The following is an 18,437-nucleotide window of genomic DNA, read 5'->3' as shown; positions in this document are numbered from 1 at the left end:
TTTCACCTCCAGCCCGAGCAAGGCAAAAATCTCCCCGGGCAGCAGCAGCAACATCCATCAATCAAACATCAGGGCACTTTCCTCAGGATCACCTTTTCGATTTCAATTGGAGCCAGGCTGTTGGTCGTCAATTGAACCGGGGTCGAGGAGCCTCCTGGCATCACCTTGCAATCGATCGCCTGCGCATTTCGCGAGACGACTTCACAGGTCCAGTTTCCGGGCAAGGGATCCAAAATGTTCATTCCAGCTGGTTCTTTCACTGACACTGGCAGAATGAGCTTGTCCTCAGCGTTGAACTGAGCTGCCGAAGCGCGATTGCCGGATAAGAGGTAAGCAGGAATCTCAACCTCATCCGGCGTCCGGCGAACGCCGATCTTGTTGCTCTCCTGCCGAACCCAGAAAGTAGCCCGGCAGGCGTAGGGAAAGGTGCCGAGAACGTTAACTGGCGTATACCAGCGAACGAGGTCACCGCTCTTAAACATTTCCATTCCACTGCGAAAAACCGGCTTCCTCACCCCCGCATGGAAAGTAATGATGTCCGGCTTTTGCTCCATCACGTAATTTCCGTCTCCCAGTTCATGCCCCAGATATCCTTGTCCTAAATCACTGGGCGGATGGCGGGGCAGGTAATAGTCGGTCAGCCCAAGCATATCCAGGGATGGAAGCTCGGACCAATAGGGAATGCATCCAGCGGCCGTGACAGCGACCAGAGGTTGCTGCGGCCCGAAGGCCTTCTTCAGGAACAGTCCCAGCACCTGGCCGTCCCATTCCCAAAGTTCCGTCTTGCCCCTTTGGTTTTCCGGATTCCTGAATTGGATCTTTCCGTAAACAACGAAGGAGGCGGTTAGCGCCAGGGCGATGAGCCAGACAGCAAGATTCTTCTCCTTGAAAAAGGATTGGAGGGCGGCAATCGCCTCAATGAGCGCGAAAGCAAAGACGGGCATTAATGGGACAAAAAGCCGGTAAGCCGGAAAGATATCGCCGCCTATGAAAACGAGGTAGGGAATCCACAAAGCGGTGCAGAGAAGCAGCAAAACGCTTCGCCTTCTCGTCGAACGGAACCACACCGCAACGACCAGATAAAAAAGGGCGATGTAGGAAAACGGCGCGAGACTACCGATGCCGTTGGAGACATACTTCAACCCTTCCGACAGGTGATAGAGGGACGGCGCAATTTTCACCCGAGCTGTGTTCGCCACCAGTTCGCCATAATAAAACAGGCGGAAGGTTGTTTGACCCACAAAACAAAGCAGCGGTAACGAAACCAAGGTTAGCAATCCGCGCAGACGTCGTCTGGATCCTGAAATTCCCCAGGCGAAAACGAACGCGAGGAAGAACGCGACGGTAAAGATAGGACCATCCGGCCTGGTCAGGCACAGGAGACCCAGCGCCAGGGACACGGCCAGGATTTTTCTTTGATCGAGTTCCTCGGATTCCATGATGGAGAATCCGAGCGGAAGGGCGGCGGCTAACAAACAGGCGTACAACGGTTGTTCGAGTCCCCCGATGGCCCACACCGCGGTGGGCGCGGCCAGGCAGTAAAAAAGAAGACCGGTTACTAGGGGTAGCCAGGGCACCTGCCGCGAGGCACGGTTTCGCGGAGGCCACGCCAGGAGCGAAACAATAACCAGGATCGAGCATCCAATACCGAGAACCCTCGCCGCGTTGATCAAATCCACTCCGACTACGCCCGGAATGGCCAACAAAAGGATCCATAGCAGATTCGAATAACCTTCGACAGGCCGACCCGCCGTCCACGTTAGTCCCTCTCCATGCAGGAATCGCTTGAGATAGCGTAACGAAATCAGCGCGTCGTCCGACAAAAACGGCATGTAATACCGGGCATGCCAAATCAGGGCCGCGGAAAATACCAGCCCCGCAACGCTAACGAATATCAGGCGTCTTCTGTCGGTAGGTGGCTCTGACGGCTGCATTCCCAACAAGGCTATTCTTCGTGGTACCTGGCGGCCGCAGAGCTTATGGTTCGACGGGCGACGCGGTTGGCGATGGCATGGCGGCTGACGCAGCGGCAATTGGAGTCGGCGACGGCATTTCGGAGAGTCCGCGGGCCACCAGCGCCGCATATTCCTGTTCGCACTGAACGATCTTTTCCGCAGTTAATTCCACTGGGCGCTGTTTGATGGCGGCATGCTTCGGAGTGAAAGCCATATTCGGAGAAAAACATTCGACATAACCTTTCGGAGGCTGTCGGTCGTGCGCCATCTGGGCTGGCAGCCTGAGCTTTGGATTGCGGGCCACGACATAGTCGTTCAATCCCATCGTATCGATAATGTTAACGTGCGGCAGGACCCACGAAATAACTCCGACTGAAGTAGCCGGCGTAACCGGATATCCCGCCGCCGGCAGACGCATGCCTTCCTCGCGGGGCGGAAGGATCGAAGTCTGGTAGACATAAAATATCTTATGCTCCTGATGGCGCATGCAGACGCTGCGCTCGATCAGCCAGAACTGCATTCTATCGAATGCCGAAATGTATCTCAGGACGAAATACGGGGTCCACGGCACCTGCATTTTTAGCACCTTGGCGACCGAGCCAGTCATGTAATACGTCTGACGGCGAAGGATCAGATTGTGAGTAGCTCCCCAGTGGAGCCATGGAATCGGCCACGAAAGGACAATAAAAAAAGCGAACAGCGGCGCCGCGATCTTGGCGGATAGGCCGAGGCCATTCAGCGCCCACAAAAAGGTAATGAAAATGAGCAGAATCAACTGACTGAAAACGCGATACTCGAAATGGTCTCCGCCAATGATGATGGTGTAGTAACACACGTGGCCCAGGACCGTCAGGATCACCAGCAGATTGGTCGTGGGAAGCTTCACCAATTCGCGGAGAGATTTGATCCGCCGGAGTCCGACCAGGAGCGCAGCCAGAACCAGCAACAACCAAATCCAGAGAGCATACTCCAACACGAAACACGCGAGATACCTGAACCCGCTCTCGTACCACCATCGGCCCGAGATTGCTTTCGCATAGTAGGTGTTAGGCAACCAGCTCCCGTAAAAGGCGTGCCTCCACAAAACGTGCATTGGAATTATCAAGAGGGGTGTGGCTCCGAGCGCCAGTTTTGCGAACACGGGTGGCGATGAAATGGTCGTCCGTTGCTCCCAGAACGCTTTGATTAACACCACGACCGTTGCCATCGCGAAGAGCAATCCGTCGGGCCGTGTCAAACAGAGCAATGCCGTAGTCAGGCTCAGCCAGAACATCCATCGGCGCCCGGTATTCTCGATGAACAGGGAGCAGTAGATCCAAAGGGTGAGAAAGAAATTGAACATCGCTGTCTCCAGGCCGGAGCTGGTCCAGGCCAGAAAAGTGCGGTTCGTGACCACCCCGGCAAAGACCAGGCCGAGAAAAAGCAGTCGATATTTTTGCAGCCGCTCCGTCAGTTTCAGCTTCAGGACAATCAGCCCGCCGAGCAGCAGCGTCAGATAGGTAAAGAGGAGGGCAATATTATTCGCGGCCGCCGGCGGCTCGACTCCAGTGATGCGCCAGACGACATCCAGCAACACCACCCAGAGAAAACTTGTGTACCCTTCCACCGGCCGGAAAGGGGGCGCGTTCCAAACATAGCCGTAGCCCAAATGGCCGTTACTGATGTAGCGGAAGGCGATAAAGGCGTCGTCAGTGAGAAACCAGAACAGGCGCCAGCCGCAATAAACCGCTATCACGGTGGCCAGGGAAATGACCGTCAGGGTGATCTTCTCTTTTCGCGTGGCTATCTGGATCATCGGGCAAAGTCTGGATAGTAACATCATCGCCGAAGACCGAAAGGCCCTTCACCAGTAGAGCCGGTTTCGGAGCGCACCCGCAAATCCGGCTCGTGCCTTCCGTGCTTTTCTGCTTACGTGTTACCGAAACGAGCATCATCGTATGGAATCAATCATGGAGACCTCGGCTCTGCCGCTCCCGGCGGGAATGAGTGATTCGGCGAGCATCCCTCTCTGCGTCGATCTCGATGGGACGCTGGTGAAGACAGACCTCCTTTGGGAGGGAGCATTTCTTCTGATAAGGAAGAACCCGAGCGCCTTGCTCCGCTTTCCGCTTTGGTTGGCGAAGGGAATTGCCAGTTTTAAGTACGAAATTGCGCGCCGAGCCGTCCCGAATTGCGAGCTGCTCCCGTATCGAGAGGAAGTCCTTGCTTTGATCGATCAGGCGCGAGCAGCCAAACGGCCCATCGTTCTCGTGTCCGCGGCGCATGAATTGATGGCCAACAGAGTCGCGGAGCATCTCCGATGCTTTAACGAGGTGATCGCGACTCGCGGCTCGGTGAATTTGAAAGCGGAGCACAAGCAAGCCGCTCTCGAACAAAGATTCGGCCGGAAGCAGTTCGACTACGTGGGCGATGCCCGAGCCGATCTTCCCGTTTGGGGCGCCGCCCGCCAGGGATTCGTGGTTACGCACAAGCGGCAATTGTTTCGACAGGCGCAGGCGGTAACATCCGCCACTGAGATCAAGCCGGCTCAGAGAGGGCTCAACGCTCTCGCGCCCGCGATGCGCCTCCATCAATGGTCCAAAAACCTTCTGATCTTTGTGCCCGTCATCATGGCGCATGAAATCGCCAATCCCCGGATTTTTGCCAAGGGGGCGCTCGCCTTCCTGGCTTTTAGTCTCGTCTCCTCGAGCGTTTATCTCGTTAACGACCTTCTCGATCTGGAGGCGGACCGGGCCCACCGGATCAAACGGCTCCGGCCGTTGCCCGCGGGCGAATTGAACGTGGGCGACGGCTTCATCCTCGCGACCCTGCTCCTGTTAGCCGGAATCTTCCTGGCATTCGTCGCCCGCCTGCCCGCTCTGGGCGTCATTCTGCTCGGTTACTTCGGGATGAGCTTCGCTTACTCCAGCTTTTTCAAGCGCATCGCCATCATGGATGTCCTCGTGCTGGCCGGATTTTACACGCTGAGAATCTTCGCCGGCAGCGCGGCGACCAATATTCCCATCTCGGTCTGGCTGCTGGCGTTTTCGATGTTCTTCTTCCTGAGCCTTGCTCTGGTAAAACGCTGTTCGGAACTACTCGAAGATGCTTCCGGCATGTCGCGCTCGAGGGGATATTTGTCCGCCGACCTGCCCCTGGTGGCAGCGTTGGGAGTGGCGAGCGGCATTGTTTCCGTCCTGGTTTTGGTCCTCTATGTGATGAACCCGGAAGTCACCGTGCTCTATCGCCATCCGGCCATCCTCCTCTTCATTTGCCCGTTGCTCCTGTACTGGATAAGCCGGGTCTGGATTCTTACCACGCGCGGCCTGATGCACGATGATCCAGTCATTTTCGCGCTCCGCGACTGGCCAAGCTACTGTGTCGGAATACTCGCCGGCCTGGTGATGTATCTGGCCCTCTAGAACGAGAGAGAGGTTTCGTTCAGAGTTTCAATCGCTTGAAAAGCGATTCGGGAATCAGTTTGATCACCAGCATGATGTAACGCCAGAACCACGGAATGTAGGCGACATTGCTCCCCCTCTCCAAGGCTCGAACGATCCGACCTCCGACGTACTCAGGCGACGCCACCAAAAAGAGGCCGGGCATCCCATAGGTCATCGCGGTATCCACAAAGCCGGCCTTTATGGTCACGACCCGCACCCCGGCGTGAGAAAGCCGGTTGCGAAGCCCTTGCAAATAAATGGTGAATCCTCCCTTGGCCGCGCCGTAAATGTAATTGCTTTGCCGTCCGCGATCTCCCGCCACGGACGAAATCCCGATCACGAAGCCCGATCGCTGTTGCTCCAGACAGGCCGCCAGGGGCTCAAGAATACTGGCCGCGCCGATCAAATTGCGCGCCAGCACAGCCACCCGCTCTTTCGAATCGCTCTCGGCCAGCCCCCGTTCCGCAAGATAACCGAAGGCAAGCAGCACGCCTCGAAATCCTCCTACCTCGCCCCGGACTCGTTCGACGAAACCGGCATGGCTCTCATAATCTTCCGCGTCGAAGAGACTCCAACCAACTTCTATTCGATAACGGAGCCTGAAGTCGGATGCCAGCCGCTCGAGCTCTTCTCCATCGCGCCCGGCCAGGTAAAGCGAATAGCGTTTTTCGGCGAAAGCGGCCGCCGCGCTCCGCGCGATCGCTGAGGTTGCGCCCAGGATTAGCACTGGTTCTTTCACGTTGGAGCGCCGCCCATGGCCAACAGGCGCGCCAGATCGGAACTGAAGCAATTGCTTAGATCTACCGCGGCCTTGATTAGCTGCCATTCCGCAAATCGGGGATACATGGCCCTGAAGGTCTCACCCTTAACGCGGGCATCCTTCGCAAGGTAGATGCGGCCTCCATGCTCGAGCACGATCTCATCCAATCGATCTAGAAACGGAAACAACCCGGAATCGGTCATCGGCAGGTCAAGCGTGAGTGTGAAACCTTCAGTGGGAAAGGAAAGCAGTCCCTGACCTTCCGCGCCGAAACGTTTCAAGACCGTGAGGAAGCTGGCGCGTCCGCTCCGGGCGAGCTCCTCCAAAATGAGCCGCAATCCCCGGCGCGCGTGAACCGAAGGGACCACACATTGATACTGCACGAATCCGCGCCGGCCGTAGAGGCGGTTCCAATTTCCCAATCGATCCAGGGGATAAAAGAATTTCTCGCAGGAGCTAACAAACGGACCCTTCTTTTTACTCTGCGCAAAATAGTAAAGCCGGTTGAAGAGCGAGACGCCCCACGGTTTTAGGAACCAACCCGGAAAACTCGCCGGAATATTTCGCGGCTGGGCCGATTCCCATTCGAGAGGCTTCTTCACTTCTGCAGGCAACTCCGAAATTTTGGCGTGATGGCCGCGCATCAACACGCTCCGGCCGAAGCTCTCTCCACGCGCCAGGCAATCGAGCCACGCTACGGTATATTCGTCGTCGAACTCGCGCTTCTCGAGCAGTTCCAATGATTCATCGAGATTGCGCGCGGGATGATGCTGCGCAATCACGGAAGCCGTTTCAATGGGGATGAGCCGCAGGGCGATTTCGGTGATGATGCCGGTAAGGCCCATCCCACCAACGGTGGCCCAGAACAATTCCTTCTCCTGTTGGGGCGAACAGCGCTTCCGCTGGCCGTCGGCCAGAACCAGCTCGATTTCCTCCACATGATTACCGAAAGTTCCAACGCGATGATGGTTCTTCCCGTGCACATCCGCGGCGACGCAGCCGCCGAGCGAGACGAACTTCGTCCCGGGCGTCACCGCTGGAAACCAGCCGCGCGGAACAAACGCCTCGAGCACTTCGGCGATCGTGCTTCCAGCTTCAGCCCTTAAAACACCGGGCCGATCGTCGAAATCCAGGAAGCGATTGAGGCGCTCGGTTAGCATAACCGAACCATCGGCGGACATGGCCGCCTGCCCATAGCTGCGTCCCTGCCCGCGCGCGATCACCTGCCCTTCGCGGGGAGGCACCGCTTCTTTCATCCGCTCCGGGCGCACAACCCTGGAAACTCCCCGGGGATAACGTCCCCAGCCGCTGATTTCCATTGTCTTGGATCGCATGGTTACCTTGCCGTTCTCAACCGGAGCGCGCCGATCTTGGAAGTGCTCCCTGGAGCAAGCAAGAGCTTTTGGACGATGGCGGCAAGTGGCGTTCGAAATCCGCGAGCGGAAAATAGAAGCAGGGTGCGGCTCGCTCAACTGCTGCGAACAGGACCAGGGCAGATCAGGGAATGATCTCCACCCACTCGTTCCGGGCGCGCGAATCTGCGACGGCCTGGACGACCCGCATGTAGCGAACGCCATCCTCGAAATCGGGATGCGGATGCATCTTGCCTTTGGACCTCACGGCGTTGATGAAATCCTCTTCCACCTGCCAGCCGCCCTCCAGCTCCGGCGTTATCTCCACCTCGTGCAAGGCGCGGTCGCCTGCTCGGCCGGCATTAATGACGTCCGTCCCAAAATCATAGGTCATGGTCCCCGTGTCCCCGTAAACCTCCACACGGTCACCCGAAGGCAACGCGTTGATTCCGCTGAATTCCAGAACGCCTTCAGCGCCGTTGGAAAAATGGCAGAGCACCGTGAGCAAATCCGGCACGATCAGCTCGTAGCCTTGCCGAATCGCATGCAGAATTTTTCCGCGCGCAAAGACACCGGTGATGTCGCCAAACCATCGCTGGAGCACCTCGATATAAATCCCCAGCGCCAAAACATTCAGCCCGCTGATCTCAATGCGCTGCCGCCAATGGGCCGGGGCGTCGGCATTCAGATAAGCGCCGGTGAAACTTTGGAGACGAATGTGGTGGGGCCGGCCGAGATAATTCTCCGCCAGCAATTTTTTGACGAGGAGATCACCCTTTAGCCCGAACGGAGGCGGACAAAGCATCGTGACCTGTTCCGAGAATCGTTTCGAGGCGGCGAGCATCTCCTCCGCTTCCGCGCGGTCCATCGACATCCGGGCCTGGCAAAAGACATGTTTGCCGGCTTCGAGCGCCGAAATCGTGACAGCCGAGTGCATGTAGGGCGGAGTTCCGATCCAGACAATATCGATCTCCGGAATCGAAAGAAGGTCCGCCCAATTCTGCATCGGCGTGGCATGGGGCACATTCTCCTGGCAAAATTTCTCCGCGCTTTCGTAGCTGGAATTTGAGACCGCCACGATTTCCACATCGGGTTGCTTTTTCAGCCCGGGCAGGTGCCGGTTACGCACAATGTCGCCGGCGCCGATAATTCCGATTCGCAGCTTTTGATTGTTTGTTTTGCTCATGTCTGACAGCTAAAGGTAAAGGTTTCGCGCTTGAATAACCCGGGGGAACAACAGGTCCTATCGAATTAGAAATCGCAACGGTTGCCAATCGTTAATTCACTAAATCGTTCAGACGCCAATATTTCTAAACGAACTATCTTTGACTCTCTCACCCGGCGTCCGTTCAAGATTCGCTTGACTACCGGGGCGGGCGCGCCAGCTTACGCACCTTCGAGGTTTGTTATGGCAAAAGTTTGCAGCATTACAGGATCAAAAGTCACCCGCGGCAGTGTGATTCACCGGCGCGGTATGGCGAAGAAAAAGGGCGGCGTCGGCCGCCACGTGACCAAGAACGTGCCGCGCACCTTTGGCCCGAACCTGCACGAGCGCAGAATCTGGGTGCCCGAATTGAAGAAATTTGTCCGCATTCGGGTGACTGCCCGGGGGATGAAGACGCTGAACAAGAACGGCGCCTACGCGACCTTGAAAAAGGCCGGCTTGGTTCCCGCCTAGGGAAACGGCGAGTTCCGCCCCCCTTTCTGCCGGTGCAACGGACTAGCGCTGGCTAACCGTGAACGCTGAAGCTTTCTTGCGAAGGAGGGCTGAACGTAAGAACGTCGCTTTTATGTCTCACGAGCTGGAACAATTACGTGACGCCGCGCTGACCGAAATTGGCGGGGCCACGGACGAGCAGGCGCTGGAAGCGGTCCGCGTTCGCTACCTGGGCCGAGCCGGCAGTATTTCCGCCTGGGCCGAGCGGATGAAATCGCTCGGCAAAGAAGAGAAGCCGGTTGTCGGAAAACTCCTGAACGAAGCGCGCACTTCGGTCACAGCCGCGATCGCCCAAAGCGCCGAGCGCCTGCGCAGTGAAAAAGAAGCGCGCCAGTTGGCCAACGTCGACATCTCACTTCCCGGGACCGTCGCCGAGATCGGCACCCTTCATCCCCTCACCCAAATGCTCGAGCGCGCGATCAGCATTTTTCGCCGGATGGGTTTCGCGCTGGCGGAAGGTCCGGATGTCGAGACCGAATGGCATTGCTTCGACGCGCTCAACACCGCGCCCGATCATCCCGCACGCAACGAACAGGACACCTTCTTTCTGCCGGACGGCCGTTTGCTTCGGACCCACACTTCGACCGTCCAGATTCGCGCCATGGAAAAAGCGCCGCCGCCGATCCGCATCATTGCGCCGGGCGCTGCTTATCGACGCGATGAGGTCGACGCAACTCACAGTGCGCAGTTTCACCAGATCGAAGGTCTTTACATCGATGAGAAGGTGAGCGTCGCGGACTTGAAGGGGACGCTCGAATTTTTCCTGCGCGAATTGTTCGGCGCGGAGACCCAGATTCGTTTTCGCCCGCATTATTTCCCGTTCACCGAGCCGAGTCTCGAGGTCGACGTAAAATCCAAAGCGCTCCGTGGCGGCGAGCAATGGCTCGAAATGTGTGGCTGCGGCATGGTGCACCCGGCTGTCTATGAACAGGTCAATTCAGCCCGCCGCGACAACGCTTACGATCCCCGGAAGTGGAGCGGGTTTGCTTTCGGTTTCGGCATGGACCGGCTCGCCATGATCCTGTTCGGCATCCCGGATCTCCGCTATTTCGCCGCGAACGATCTGCGGTTCCTGAAGCAATTCGCATGAAAAAACGGATGATAACCTTCCAGGTTGTCTCGGCCGGCAGGCATCTTGCCTGTCGTATCGAGGACAGGCTGGAAGCCCGTCCGCCGAGTCAGGCACGAATGCCTAACTTCCCATGAAATTTTCCGTCAACTGGCTGCGCGAATTTGTTGAGTTGCCCGCGAGCGTCGATGAGCTCGCCGAACTGCTCACCATGGCGGGCGTCGAGATCGAAGGGATCGAAAAGCGCGGCGCGAATTTCGACAAGGTTGTCGTCGCGCAGATCAAGGCATCCGAGCAACACCCGAACGCCGACCGCCTCAGTGTCTGCCAGGTCGACGATAGCAGCGGCCAGCAACGCCAAATCGTTTGCGGCGCGAAGAACTACCACGTCGGCGACAAGGTTCCGCTCGCGCTGCCGGGCGCGGTGCTGGTCAACGATCTGAAAATCAAACCGAGCAAACTTCGCGGCGTTGAATCGCAGGGAATGCTTTGCAGTCCCAGCGAGCTGGGCCTTTCCCAGGACAGCGACGGCCTCCTCATTCTCTCGCCGGAGGCAAAGATCGGGGAACCGATCGCGTCCTTGTTCCCCTCGGACACGATTCTCGACGTCGAGATCACACCGAACCGCGGCGACCTCCTTAGTCATTTCGGTTTGGCGCGAGAAATAGCCGCGCTGCTAGGGTCATCGCGCTGCGATGACCGCGGACGGCGCAGCGCGCCGTCCCTACCAATTAGGGCCGATAGCATTCGCATTTCCGCACCGGACCAATGCCCATTCATTTCGTTCCGCAAAATCGACAATGTCACGGTTGGGCCGAGCCCGGATTGGTTGCGAGCGAAGATCGAAAGCGTCGGGATTCGATCGATCAACAACATCGTGGATATCTCCAACTTCGTCATGCTCGAGCTCGGTCAACCGACCCACGCCTTCGATGCCGGGAAATTGAAGGGCGACATGAACGTTCGCCTCGCGCGCGCTGGCGAAAAATTCCTCGCCCTGGATGGACGGACCTATTCGTTGGGCGAGCGCGATCTCGTGATCGCCGACGAAGCACGGGCGGTCGGCATTGCCGGCGTGATGGGGGGCGAAGAAACCGGAGTGAGCGACTCGACGAGAGAGATTCTCCTGGAAGCAGCCTGGTTCTCTCCGGCCAGCGTTCGGCGCACGGCACGGACGCTCAATCTTCCGAGCGATGCCAGCTACCGTTTCGAACGCCGGGTCGATCCGGGAATGGTCCTGGCGGCGTCAAACCGCGCAGCGGAATTGATGCGCGAGATCGCAGGGGCGCAACCCGCTCCCGAAATCCTGACCGCGGGCCAGCTGCCATCATCTCCACCCGAGGTTGCGTTGCGCTACGAGCACGTCGACGAGCTGATCGGCGTGTCGGTCGCGCCAAAACGCGTGGACGAAATTTTGGCGCGGTTCGGTTTGGAAAAAGCCGATTCAGGCGACGAACAAAGTTCGTGGCGCATCCCGAGCCACCGGTTCGATCTTCAACGCGACGTCGATCTGATCGAGGAAATCGTTCGCGGCTTCGGAATTGCACAGGTGCCGGGGAATGATCGCAGCCGATCCACGCCCGAGTCGGAGGCGGATCGGAACCACGATTTTGAAGGAACCGTTCGCGCGCACCTGGTCGGGCGCGGGCTCAACGAGGTCAGGACTTCGAAATTGATTTCGCGAAAGGTGGGCGCACTGGAACACGCCATCGAATTGCGGAACCCGTTAAACGAAGATTATGCCGCGCTCCGGAAAAGTTTTCTCTCGCCCCTTCTGAATGTTTTGGAGCGCAACGTTCTGGCCGGCGCGGAGCGGGTCGCGATTTTCGAACTCGGACGCGTCTTTCTTCCGCCCGACGCAAGAGAGGAACGCCACCTGGGAATTGTCCTGTCGGGCAAACTCGCGCCTTCCATCCACTGGCGATCGCAGGATCGCATTCTCGATTATTTCGACCTGAAGGGTGTGATTGAATCCGTGATTGGCCCCACCAGTTTCCGCCGGACAGAGCGGCCCGATCTGGTTCTGGCCATGGAAATATTTGCGAACGAACGCCCGATTGGCTTTGCCGGGCAAATTTCATCCGACCAGGCGAAGGCGCTCGGCTCGGCCCATCCGGTCTGGTTCGCGGAGATCAATCTCGAAGTTCATGCCCCGAGCCGGCCGATGTATCGGGAAATCGACAAGTTTCCCGCCATCACGCGCGACATCGCGATGATCGTCCCGGAAGATTTAACGCACGAAAAAATTATCACGACGATGGCAAGCGCGAACGAACCGCTCCTGGCGAGCGTGGAGCTATTCGATGTCTTCAGCGGAAATGAAGGACAAAGTTTCGGCGCTGGAAAAAAGTCGATGGCATATGCGTTGACATATCGCGACAAAACTCGCACACTGACGAACGACGAAATCAGCGTGGTCCACGCGAAGATTCGCGAGCGGTTGCAGCGGGAATTGGGCGTGGAGCTACGGGAGTAGTTCTTTGACAGGTCGAGAGTTTTTGATTGAGGGTTGGGATGGAAACCAGCGCTTTTCGCTCAACTCTCAATCGAGAACTCTCAACCGATTTACCCTGCGGTGTTCGAGATTACAGGTGTGATTCCCGAACCGATATTTCATTAGCTCAGGAGGCTTGGCCGTATTGGGAAAATGACATGCCTTAATTGGAAGTCAGACGCTCGTGCGGTGGTCATCCGCCCGTTACCGAAAGGGAACGGGATATCCGCCTTAACGGCATCTGCGGGGTATTAATTTAAACCCCGGGCCGCAAAGGCGGTTCGGGGTTTTCTCGTGCTCATGCTCGTAATCGTAATCGTAATCGATTCAATAAAGACTCGATCACGAGCAGGAGCACGAGCACGATTACGATGAGTGCAGGAGACCAATTTATGAAAATCCAATTCTCACTTTTTCTTACCGCAATTACACTGCTCATCGCGCCGTTGCCGGCCCGAGCGATCACTCCGGCGACGCCGGATCTCGTCATCGAGAAAACCACCCAGACCTCATCCACGTTCTGGATGGTCAAAGTCAGGAACATGGGCAAAATCGATGCGGCTGCGACCACGCTGAAGATGGTTGCCACCCCCGGCGGATCGTATACCTGCCCGGTCCCCGCGATCAAAGCGGGCGCAACCGCGGATGTCCCCTGCCGGATGCCGTTCAAGAGCCGGGCTGGGATGCAGTGCGAGTTCATTCTAAATCCCGACAAAGTGGTTGCCGAAAATAATTACGGGAACAATCGCACCACCGCCCTGACGAATCCGAAGTTCAATTAGTCAGCGGCAAAGCATTTGAAAATTTTCCGGTAAGCGAGAAACTGCGCGAACATGCGCGCAATTCTCGCCCTCGAAGACGGTCGGATTTTCGAGGGAGAATCATTCGGCGCAGTCGGGACGCGCGTCGGCGAAGTTTGCTTCAACACTTCGATGACCGGCTACCAGGAAGTCCTGACCGATCCCTCATACCGCGGCCAGATCGTCGCCATGACTTATCCGCTCATCGGCAACTACGGCACGAACGCGCTCGATCAGGAAAGCCGCGAGCCGCATGTCCGGGGCTTCGTCATTGAAGAACTAAGCGAGATCCCGAGCAACTGGCGCTCCGAAAGTTCCCTCGAAGAATATTTGCGGCTTTGGAAAATTCCCGGCGCGCAGGGCATCGACACGCGAGCGCTGACCCGTCACTTACGAGAACGGGGCGCGATGAAGGCCTGCCTGACCAGCGAGGCGCTTTCGGAAAAAGAGGCTGTCGGGCAGGCGATCGACGGCGAGGGCGTAATCGGGATGGATTACGTCCGCGAAGTCAGCACGCCCGCCCCCTATGAATGGGACGCCGCCGACCGGCTCAGTGAAACCTGGTCGGTGGCAAGTGGAAACGCGGACGAAGTCATCAGGGAAAAGCTCCCGCCGGTGCGGTATCGCGTGGTCGCCTACGATTACGGGATCAAGGAGAACATTTTGCGCCGGCTGCGCCAGAATGGGTTCGCAGTCACGGTCGTTCCCGCCACCGCGACCGCCGAGGAAGTGCTGGCGCGAAAGCCGGACGGAATCTTTCTCTCCAACGGCCCGGGCGACCCGTCGGTGCTCCACTACGCCCACGAATCTCTCCGCGGTTTGATGGGGAAGAAACCGATCTTCGGAATTTGCCTCGGCCACCAGGTCCTCGGCTATGCCGTGGGGGGCAAGACTTTCAAACTAAAATTCGGCCATCGCGGCGGCAATCAACCGGTCAAGGATTTGCGCACCGGGAAAGTGGCCATCACTTCTCAAAATCATGGATTCGCGGTCGACGCGGAATCGTTGCCGCCGGAGATGGAAGTCACGCACATCAATTTGAACGACGGCACGGTGGAAGGGATGCGCCATCGCGAATTGCCCATCTTCAGTGTCCAGTACCATCCCGAAGCAGCGCCCGGCCCGCATGATGCGAGCTATTTCTTTTCGCAGTTCGCGGAGCTGATCGAAAAGGCCCGATAGCGCAATCCAACGGCCTGAGGGCAGGCCGTCTCCACTAGCTTCTTCTCAGCGCAGCGACTTCGCGCACCATCCGCAGGCTGTCCTGCACGAAACGAATCTTGCTTCCCTCGTAATGGTTCCAGCGCACGGGAATCTCCCGGATTCTCAAATGCGCGCGATGAGCGAGGTAAAGCAACTCGACGTCGAAGCCGAAACCGTCGGTCTTCGCTCGTTCCAGGATGGGGCGAAAAACATCGAGCCGAAATGCCTTGAATCCGCATTGGGTGTCCCAAAACGGCAGGCCGGTGGCGACTCGCACAATCAGATTGAAAACGCGGCCGCCCTGTTCTCGACGCCAGGACTGCCGGTTGCCAATCAATCCTCGATCGAGCGCGCGCGAACCAAAGGCGACATCCAGCTCCCCTGCCGCGATTGGGGAAATAAGTTTCGGGGCTTCCTCGATTGGCGTCGAGAGGTCCGCATCGGAAAACAATCCGATCGGCCGCGTGGCCGCGAGCAACCCTTCGCGGACCGATGCGCCCTTCCCTCGATTGGGCGAGTGCTCCAGCAGCCTGGTCTCGACCCCGCCCGTCGCCGCAAAAATATCGCGCGCCACCTGGGCGGTAGAATCGGTCGACCCGTCGTTCACGACGATGAGCTCGCTCTCCGGGCTGTTGCTCTGCAGATAGGCCAGCGCCTGGCGCAAAGTTTGGCCGATTCGCCCCGCTTCGTTGTAAGCGGGAATAACCAGGGAAAATGGCGAAAGCGTGGTCACGGGATCTGGAAAGAGAGGTTATTTATCCTGATCCCTTCCGCCGCGCACGTAATTTGTGGGCCTTTGGAGACGGCACGCCCTCGTGCCGTTGGGCTAGCGCGTCATGGCGTCCCCTTCCCGGCCTGAGGGCAGGCCGGCTCCATTGCAGCCGGCTCCATCCGGAGCCAGCTCCAATTTTGCTTTTCACCTCAGGGAACTGGGGCACCTTCCCCCTGAACATGGCCGAAGAAAATCAGAGCGCCGACTCAAATGGACCCCTCGCCACCAATCCCGTGGTGGTGGTCCAGGAAATCGGGCAGAAAGGCCGCGGATTTCTCCGGGAAATCGGCGGCATGTTTTGGTTCATCGTCCACACCTTCACCGAGACCGTCGCTAACATGCGGCGGGGCCGGGCGCCCTTCCGCGCCGCGAGTTTCTTCCGGCATACGGAACGCGCCGGAGTCGGATCCGTCCCGCTCGTCGCGATGGTTTCCTTCTTTCTGGGGCTGACGATGGCGCTGCTGACTGGGTATCAGCTGGAACGCTTCAGCCAGGAGCGGTTGGTCCCGGGCCTCGTGGCCATCGCCTTCACGCGGGAACTCGGACCGTTAATGACCGGCATCATGCTGGCGGCCCGAATCGGCGCAGCCTTCACCGCGGAACTCGGGACGATGGAAGTAAACGAAGAGGTGGAAGCAGTCGAAGCGATGGGCATCAGTCCGCTGCGTTTTCTCGTCGCGCCGCGAATGCTGGCCCTCTTCGCGTTGATGCCGTGCCTCTCCGTCGTTTCCAGCATCGCTGCCATTATTGGGACCTGCTTTATCTCCTACGCCTATTTCAACATTCCCCTGGTTTACTTTAACGACCTGGTCATCAACTCGCTCCTCATCCGCGACATCATCACCGGCATCTTGAAAAGTTTTCTCTTCGGAACGTTGATCGCGGCGATCGCGTGCTACCGGGGATTGAATGTGACTGGCGGTGCGGCAGGCGTCGGCAACGCTACCACCTCGAGCGTCGTCACCGCAATCACGACCGTGATCGGTTTCGATACGCTCTTCAACATCATCTACACGGTTTTCTTTCCCACATGAGCGCGCCGATTCCCGACGTGGTCGAGCTGCGCGATGTCCGCCTCAGCTTTGACGAAAAACAGGTTCTCGATGGCGTGTCGCTCCGGGTCGAGCCGCTCGATCGCCTCGTGATCATGGGCCAGAGCGGCAGCGGCAAAAGCACGATCCTGCGTTTGATCCTGGGGATTCTGCAGCCGGACAGCGGTTCGGTTTTCTTTAAGCAATTCGAAATTACGCGGTTGAACCGGCGAAAACTCCAGCAGGTTCGTGCCCAAATCGGGATGGTTTATCAGTATTCCGCGCTCCTCAGCTCGCGAAACGTGCGCGACAACGTGGCCTTGCCTCTCGAGGAATTAACGAAGAAAAGCCGCGTCGAGATCGATCGAATCGTGGACGAGAAATTGGAGATGGTCGGAATGCTCGACGCGAAAAGTCAGGCGCCCTCGGAGTTGAGCGGCGGGATGCGGAAGCGCGTCAGCCTGGCGCGCGCGCTCGTCATGGAACCGGAGCTGATCCTGTTCGACGAGCCTTCCGCCGGGCTGGACCCGGTCATCGCGACGGTGATCGACGAATTAATCATCAGCCTGACCGAGAGCTCGAAGGTCACCTCGATCATCGTGACGCACGAAATGGACAGCGCGTTTCGTGTCGGCACCCAGATGGCGATGCTTTATCAGGGAAAAATTATTGAACAGGGCGAAGCCGAGGCGTTCAAAAACTCGACCAACCCCGTGGTGGCGCAGTTCTTGAGCGGTAGCACGGAAGGCCCCATTCTGGAAGGAAGCAAAGATGCAGTTGCAACGAAATGAAGTCCTGACCGGCCTGCTCGTCCTGGCGACGATCGCAGTGCTGGCCTTTATCCTGATTCTGCTCGGGGCGCCGGGATTGTTCCGCCCGCTAGTGACGTATCGGATTTACATGGACAACGCCGCCGGGATCAAACAAGGCGCGCCGGTGTTGCTGGCGGGACGCAAGATCGGGCAGGTCGATAAATTGTTTTCGCCGGTGTCTAAAGAAGAGGCGGCCAAGGCGATCGCGGCGGCCGAGGTGTTGCACGCCGGCGATCCCAGCCCAACGCCCGCCGACAAGCCGAAATACGAAGCGCGCATTGACGTGAAGGTGGACAAGAACGCGCTCGTTTACAAAGACGCCAGAACGCGCCTCATCACCCTCGGCCTGCTCGGAGAAGTGGCCATCGACATTACCCAGGGCAACGAGAGTTCCGGGCGGGCCAATGACGGCGAAGTTTTCGCCGGCGAACGGGTCCCGGATTTCGGCGAGTCCATTTCCAAAATGCTCGACATCGTGAAGCCGGTGGCCACCGAAGCCACCGCCACCTTGAAGGAACTGCAAACGACCGCGCAAAACCTCAGCCGAATCACCGATGAAAGCTCTCAGCTCAATATGGGCCTCGCCCAGTTTCGCACGTTCGTCGAAAACTTAACGAACCTGACCGGCCGCGACAGCTCGCTCTCCGTTGCGCTCAAGAACGTGGAGAAGATCAGCACCGATCTTTCCAGCAACGACAACATCCAGATCACGCTGCAGAATTTTCGCGAATCGTCCGACAAGTTGAAGGGAGTCTTGACTGACCTCAGTCAACTGGGGCCGGACCTCAAAGCGAGCGGCCAAAACGTAAAGGAGCTGACCGAAACTGTGAAGACGCAGCCGTGGCGCCTGATCTGGCCAAGTACGAAGAAATATCCGCAGGACGAACGGGCCGCGCCCGAGGCGACTCCAACCAAGAAAACAACCAAGCCGCCGCGGAAAACGGCCGCCCCCACTCCGCCACCGCGGACGCGATAGTCAGGATTGGAGCCGGCACGCCCTCGTGCTTGGAGCCGGCACGCCCTCGTGCCGGAGGGATGCAGCTCCGTTTT

The 18,437-nt window shown here is 58.1% G+C and carries 15 protein-coding genes; 9 read left to right on the top strand and 6 right to left on the bottom strand.

Features of this window, described 5'->3' with window-relative positions; genetic code table 11:
* Positions 1 to 68: 68 nt before the first annotated feature.
* Together VJU77_11815 and VJU77_11810 are read right to left on the bottom strand one after the other, a co-directional pair.
* Entirely contained in the window at positions 69 to 1,832 is a 1,764-nt protein-coding gene (locus VJU77_11815; GenBank protein ID HKP04029.1) for a hypothetical protein, read from the bottom strand.
* 145 nt (positions 1,833 to 1,977) lie between these two features.
* The gene (locus VJU77_11810) at positions 1,978 to 3,750 is read right to left on the bottom strand and encodes a hypothetical protein (protein HKP04028.1); all 1,773 of its coding nucleotides are present in this window, start codon (positions 3,748 to 3,750) and stop codon (positions 1,978 to 1,980) included.
* Between the two features lie 142 nt (positions 3,751 to 3,892).
* Here VJU77_11810 and VJU77_11805 point away from each other — a divergent pair, with 142 nt between their 5' ends.
* Positions 3,893 to 5,356: a UbiA family prenyltransferase gene (locus VJU77_11805; protein HKP04027.1), complete on the top strand. Its 1,464-nt coding sequence runs from the start codon at positions 3,893 to 3,895 to the stop codon at positions 5,354 to 5,356.
* A gap of 19 nt (positions 5,357 to 5,375) precedes the next feature.
* Here VJU77_11805 and VJU77_11800 read toward each other — a convergent pair whose 3' ends face one another.
* The 3 genes from VJU77_11800 to VJU77_11790 form a co-directional block, all read right to left on the bottom strand.
* Positions 5,376 to 6,116 carry an SDR family oxidoreductase gene (locus VJU77_11800; GenBank protein ID HKP04026.1) on the bottom strand — a complete coding sequence of 247 codons (741 nt, stop codon included), beginning with the start codon at positions 6,114 to 6,116 and terminating at the stop codon, positions 5,376 to 5,378.
* On the bottom strand, positions 6,113 to 7,471 hold the full coding sequence (locus VJU77_11795) for an FAD-binding oxidoreductase (GenBank protein HKP04025.1): 1,359 nt from the start codon (positions 7,469 to 7,471) through the stop codon (positions 6,113 to 6,115). The genes VJU77_11800 and VJU77_11795 overlap by 4 nt, the downstream gene beginning before the upstream one ends.
* Positions 7,472 to 7,634: 163 nt before the next feature.
* Positions 7,635 to 8,675, bottom strand: coding sequence for a Gfo/Idh/MocA family oxidoreductase (locus tag VJU77_11790; GenBank protein ID HKP04024.1), 1,041 nt, complete (start codon positions 8,673 to 8,675; stop codon positions 7,635 to 7,637).
* Between the two features lie 222 nt (positions 8,676 to 8,897).
* On the opposite strand from VJU77_11790, the gene rpmB reads away from it, so the two are divergent.
* From rpmB to carA, 5 genes are all read left to right on the top strand, one after another.
* Complete coding sequence (gene rpmB, locus VJU77_11785; GenBank protein ID HKP04023.1) at positions 8,898 to 9,167, top strand: 50S ribosomal protein L28; 270 nt, start codon at positions 8,898 to 8,900, stop codon at positions 9,165 to 9,167.
* 112 nt (positions 9,168 to 9,279) lie between these two features.
* Positions 9,280 to 10,296 carry a phenylalanine--tRNA ligase subunit alpha gene (gene pheS, locus VJU77_11780; GenBank protein HKP04022.1) on the top strand — a complete coding sequence of 339 codons (1,017 nt, stop codon included), beginning with the start codon at positions 9,280 to 9,282 and terminating at the stop codon, positions 10,294 to 10,296.
* A 112-nt stretch (positions 10,297 to 10,408) separates the two neighbouring features.
* Positions 10,409 to 12,751, top strand: coding sequence for a phenylalanine--tRNA ligase subunit beta (gene pheT, locus VJU77_11775; protein HKP04021.1), 2,343 nt, complete (start codon positions 10,409 to 10,411; stop codon positions 12,749 to 12,751).
* A 410-nt stretch (positions 12,752 to 13,161) separates the two neighbouring features.
* Entirely contained in the window at positions 13,162 to 13,551 is a 390-nt protein-coding gene (locus VJU77_11770; protein HKP04020.1) for a CARDB domain-containing protein, read from the top strand.
* Between the two features lie 51 nt (positions 13,552 to 13,602).
* Positions 13,603 to 14,751 carry a glutamine-hydrolyzing carbamoyl-phosphate synthase small subunit gene (gene carA / locus VJU77_11765; protein HKP04019.1) on the top strand — a complete coding sequence of 383 codons (1,149 nt, stop codon included), beginning with the start codon at positions 13,603 to 13,605 and terminating at the stop codon, positions 14,749 to 14,751.
* A gap of 34 nt (positions 14,752 to 14,785) precedes the next feature.
* Here the strand turns inward: carA and VJU77_11760 are convergent, their stop codons facing one another.
* On the bottom strand, positions 14,786 to 15,505 hold the full coding sequence (locus VJU77_11760) for a dolichyl-phosphate beta-glucosyltransferase (GenBank protein HKP04018.1): 720 nt from the start codon (positions 15,503 to 15,505) through the stop codon (positions 14,786 to 14,788).
* Positions 15,506 to 15,723: 218 nt separating this feature from the next.
* Here VJU77_11760 and VJU77_11755 point away from each other — a divergent pair, with 218 nt between their 5' ends.
* From VJU77_11755 to VJU77_11745, 3 genes are read left to right on the top strand one after another with little or no spacing between them, the layout of a single operon-like run.
* Positions 15,724 to 16,578, top strand: coding sequence for an ABC transporter permease (locus tag VJU77_11755; GenBank protein ID HKP04017.1), 855 nt, complete (start codon positions 15,724 to 15,726; stop codon positions 16,576 to 16,578).
* Positions 16,575 to 17,366 carry an ATP-binding cassette domain-containing protein gene (locus tag VJU77_11750; protein HKP04016.1) on the top strand — a complete coding sequence of 264 codons (792 nt, stop codon included), beginning with the start codon at positions 16,575 to 16,577 and terminating at the stop codon, positions 17,364 to 17,366. The genes VJU77_11755 and VJU77_11750 overlap by 4 nt, the downstream gene beginning before the upstream one ends.
* Positions 17,347 to 18,363, top strand: coding sequence for an MlaD family protein (locus tag VJU77_11745; GenBank protein HKP04015.1), 1,017 nt, complete (start codon positions 17,347 to 17,349; stop codon positions 18,361 to 18,363). Before VJU77_11750 ends, VJU77_11745 begins: the two co-directional genes overlap by 20 nt.
* The last annotated feature ends 74 nt before the right edge of the window (positions 18,364 to 18,437 follow it).

This window comes from Chthoniobacterales bacterium (assembly GCA_035274845.1).
Taxonomy (GTDB): Bacteria; Verrucomicrobiota; Verrucomicrobiia; order Chthoniobacterales; family UBA10450; genus AV80.
This window is presented reverse-complemented; position numbering and strand designations above follow the sequence as displayed.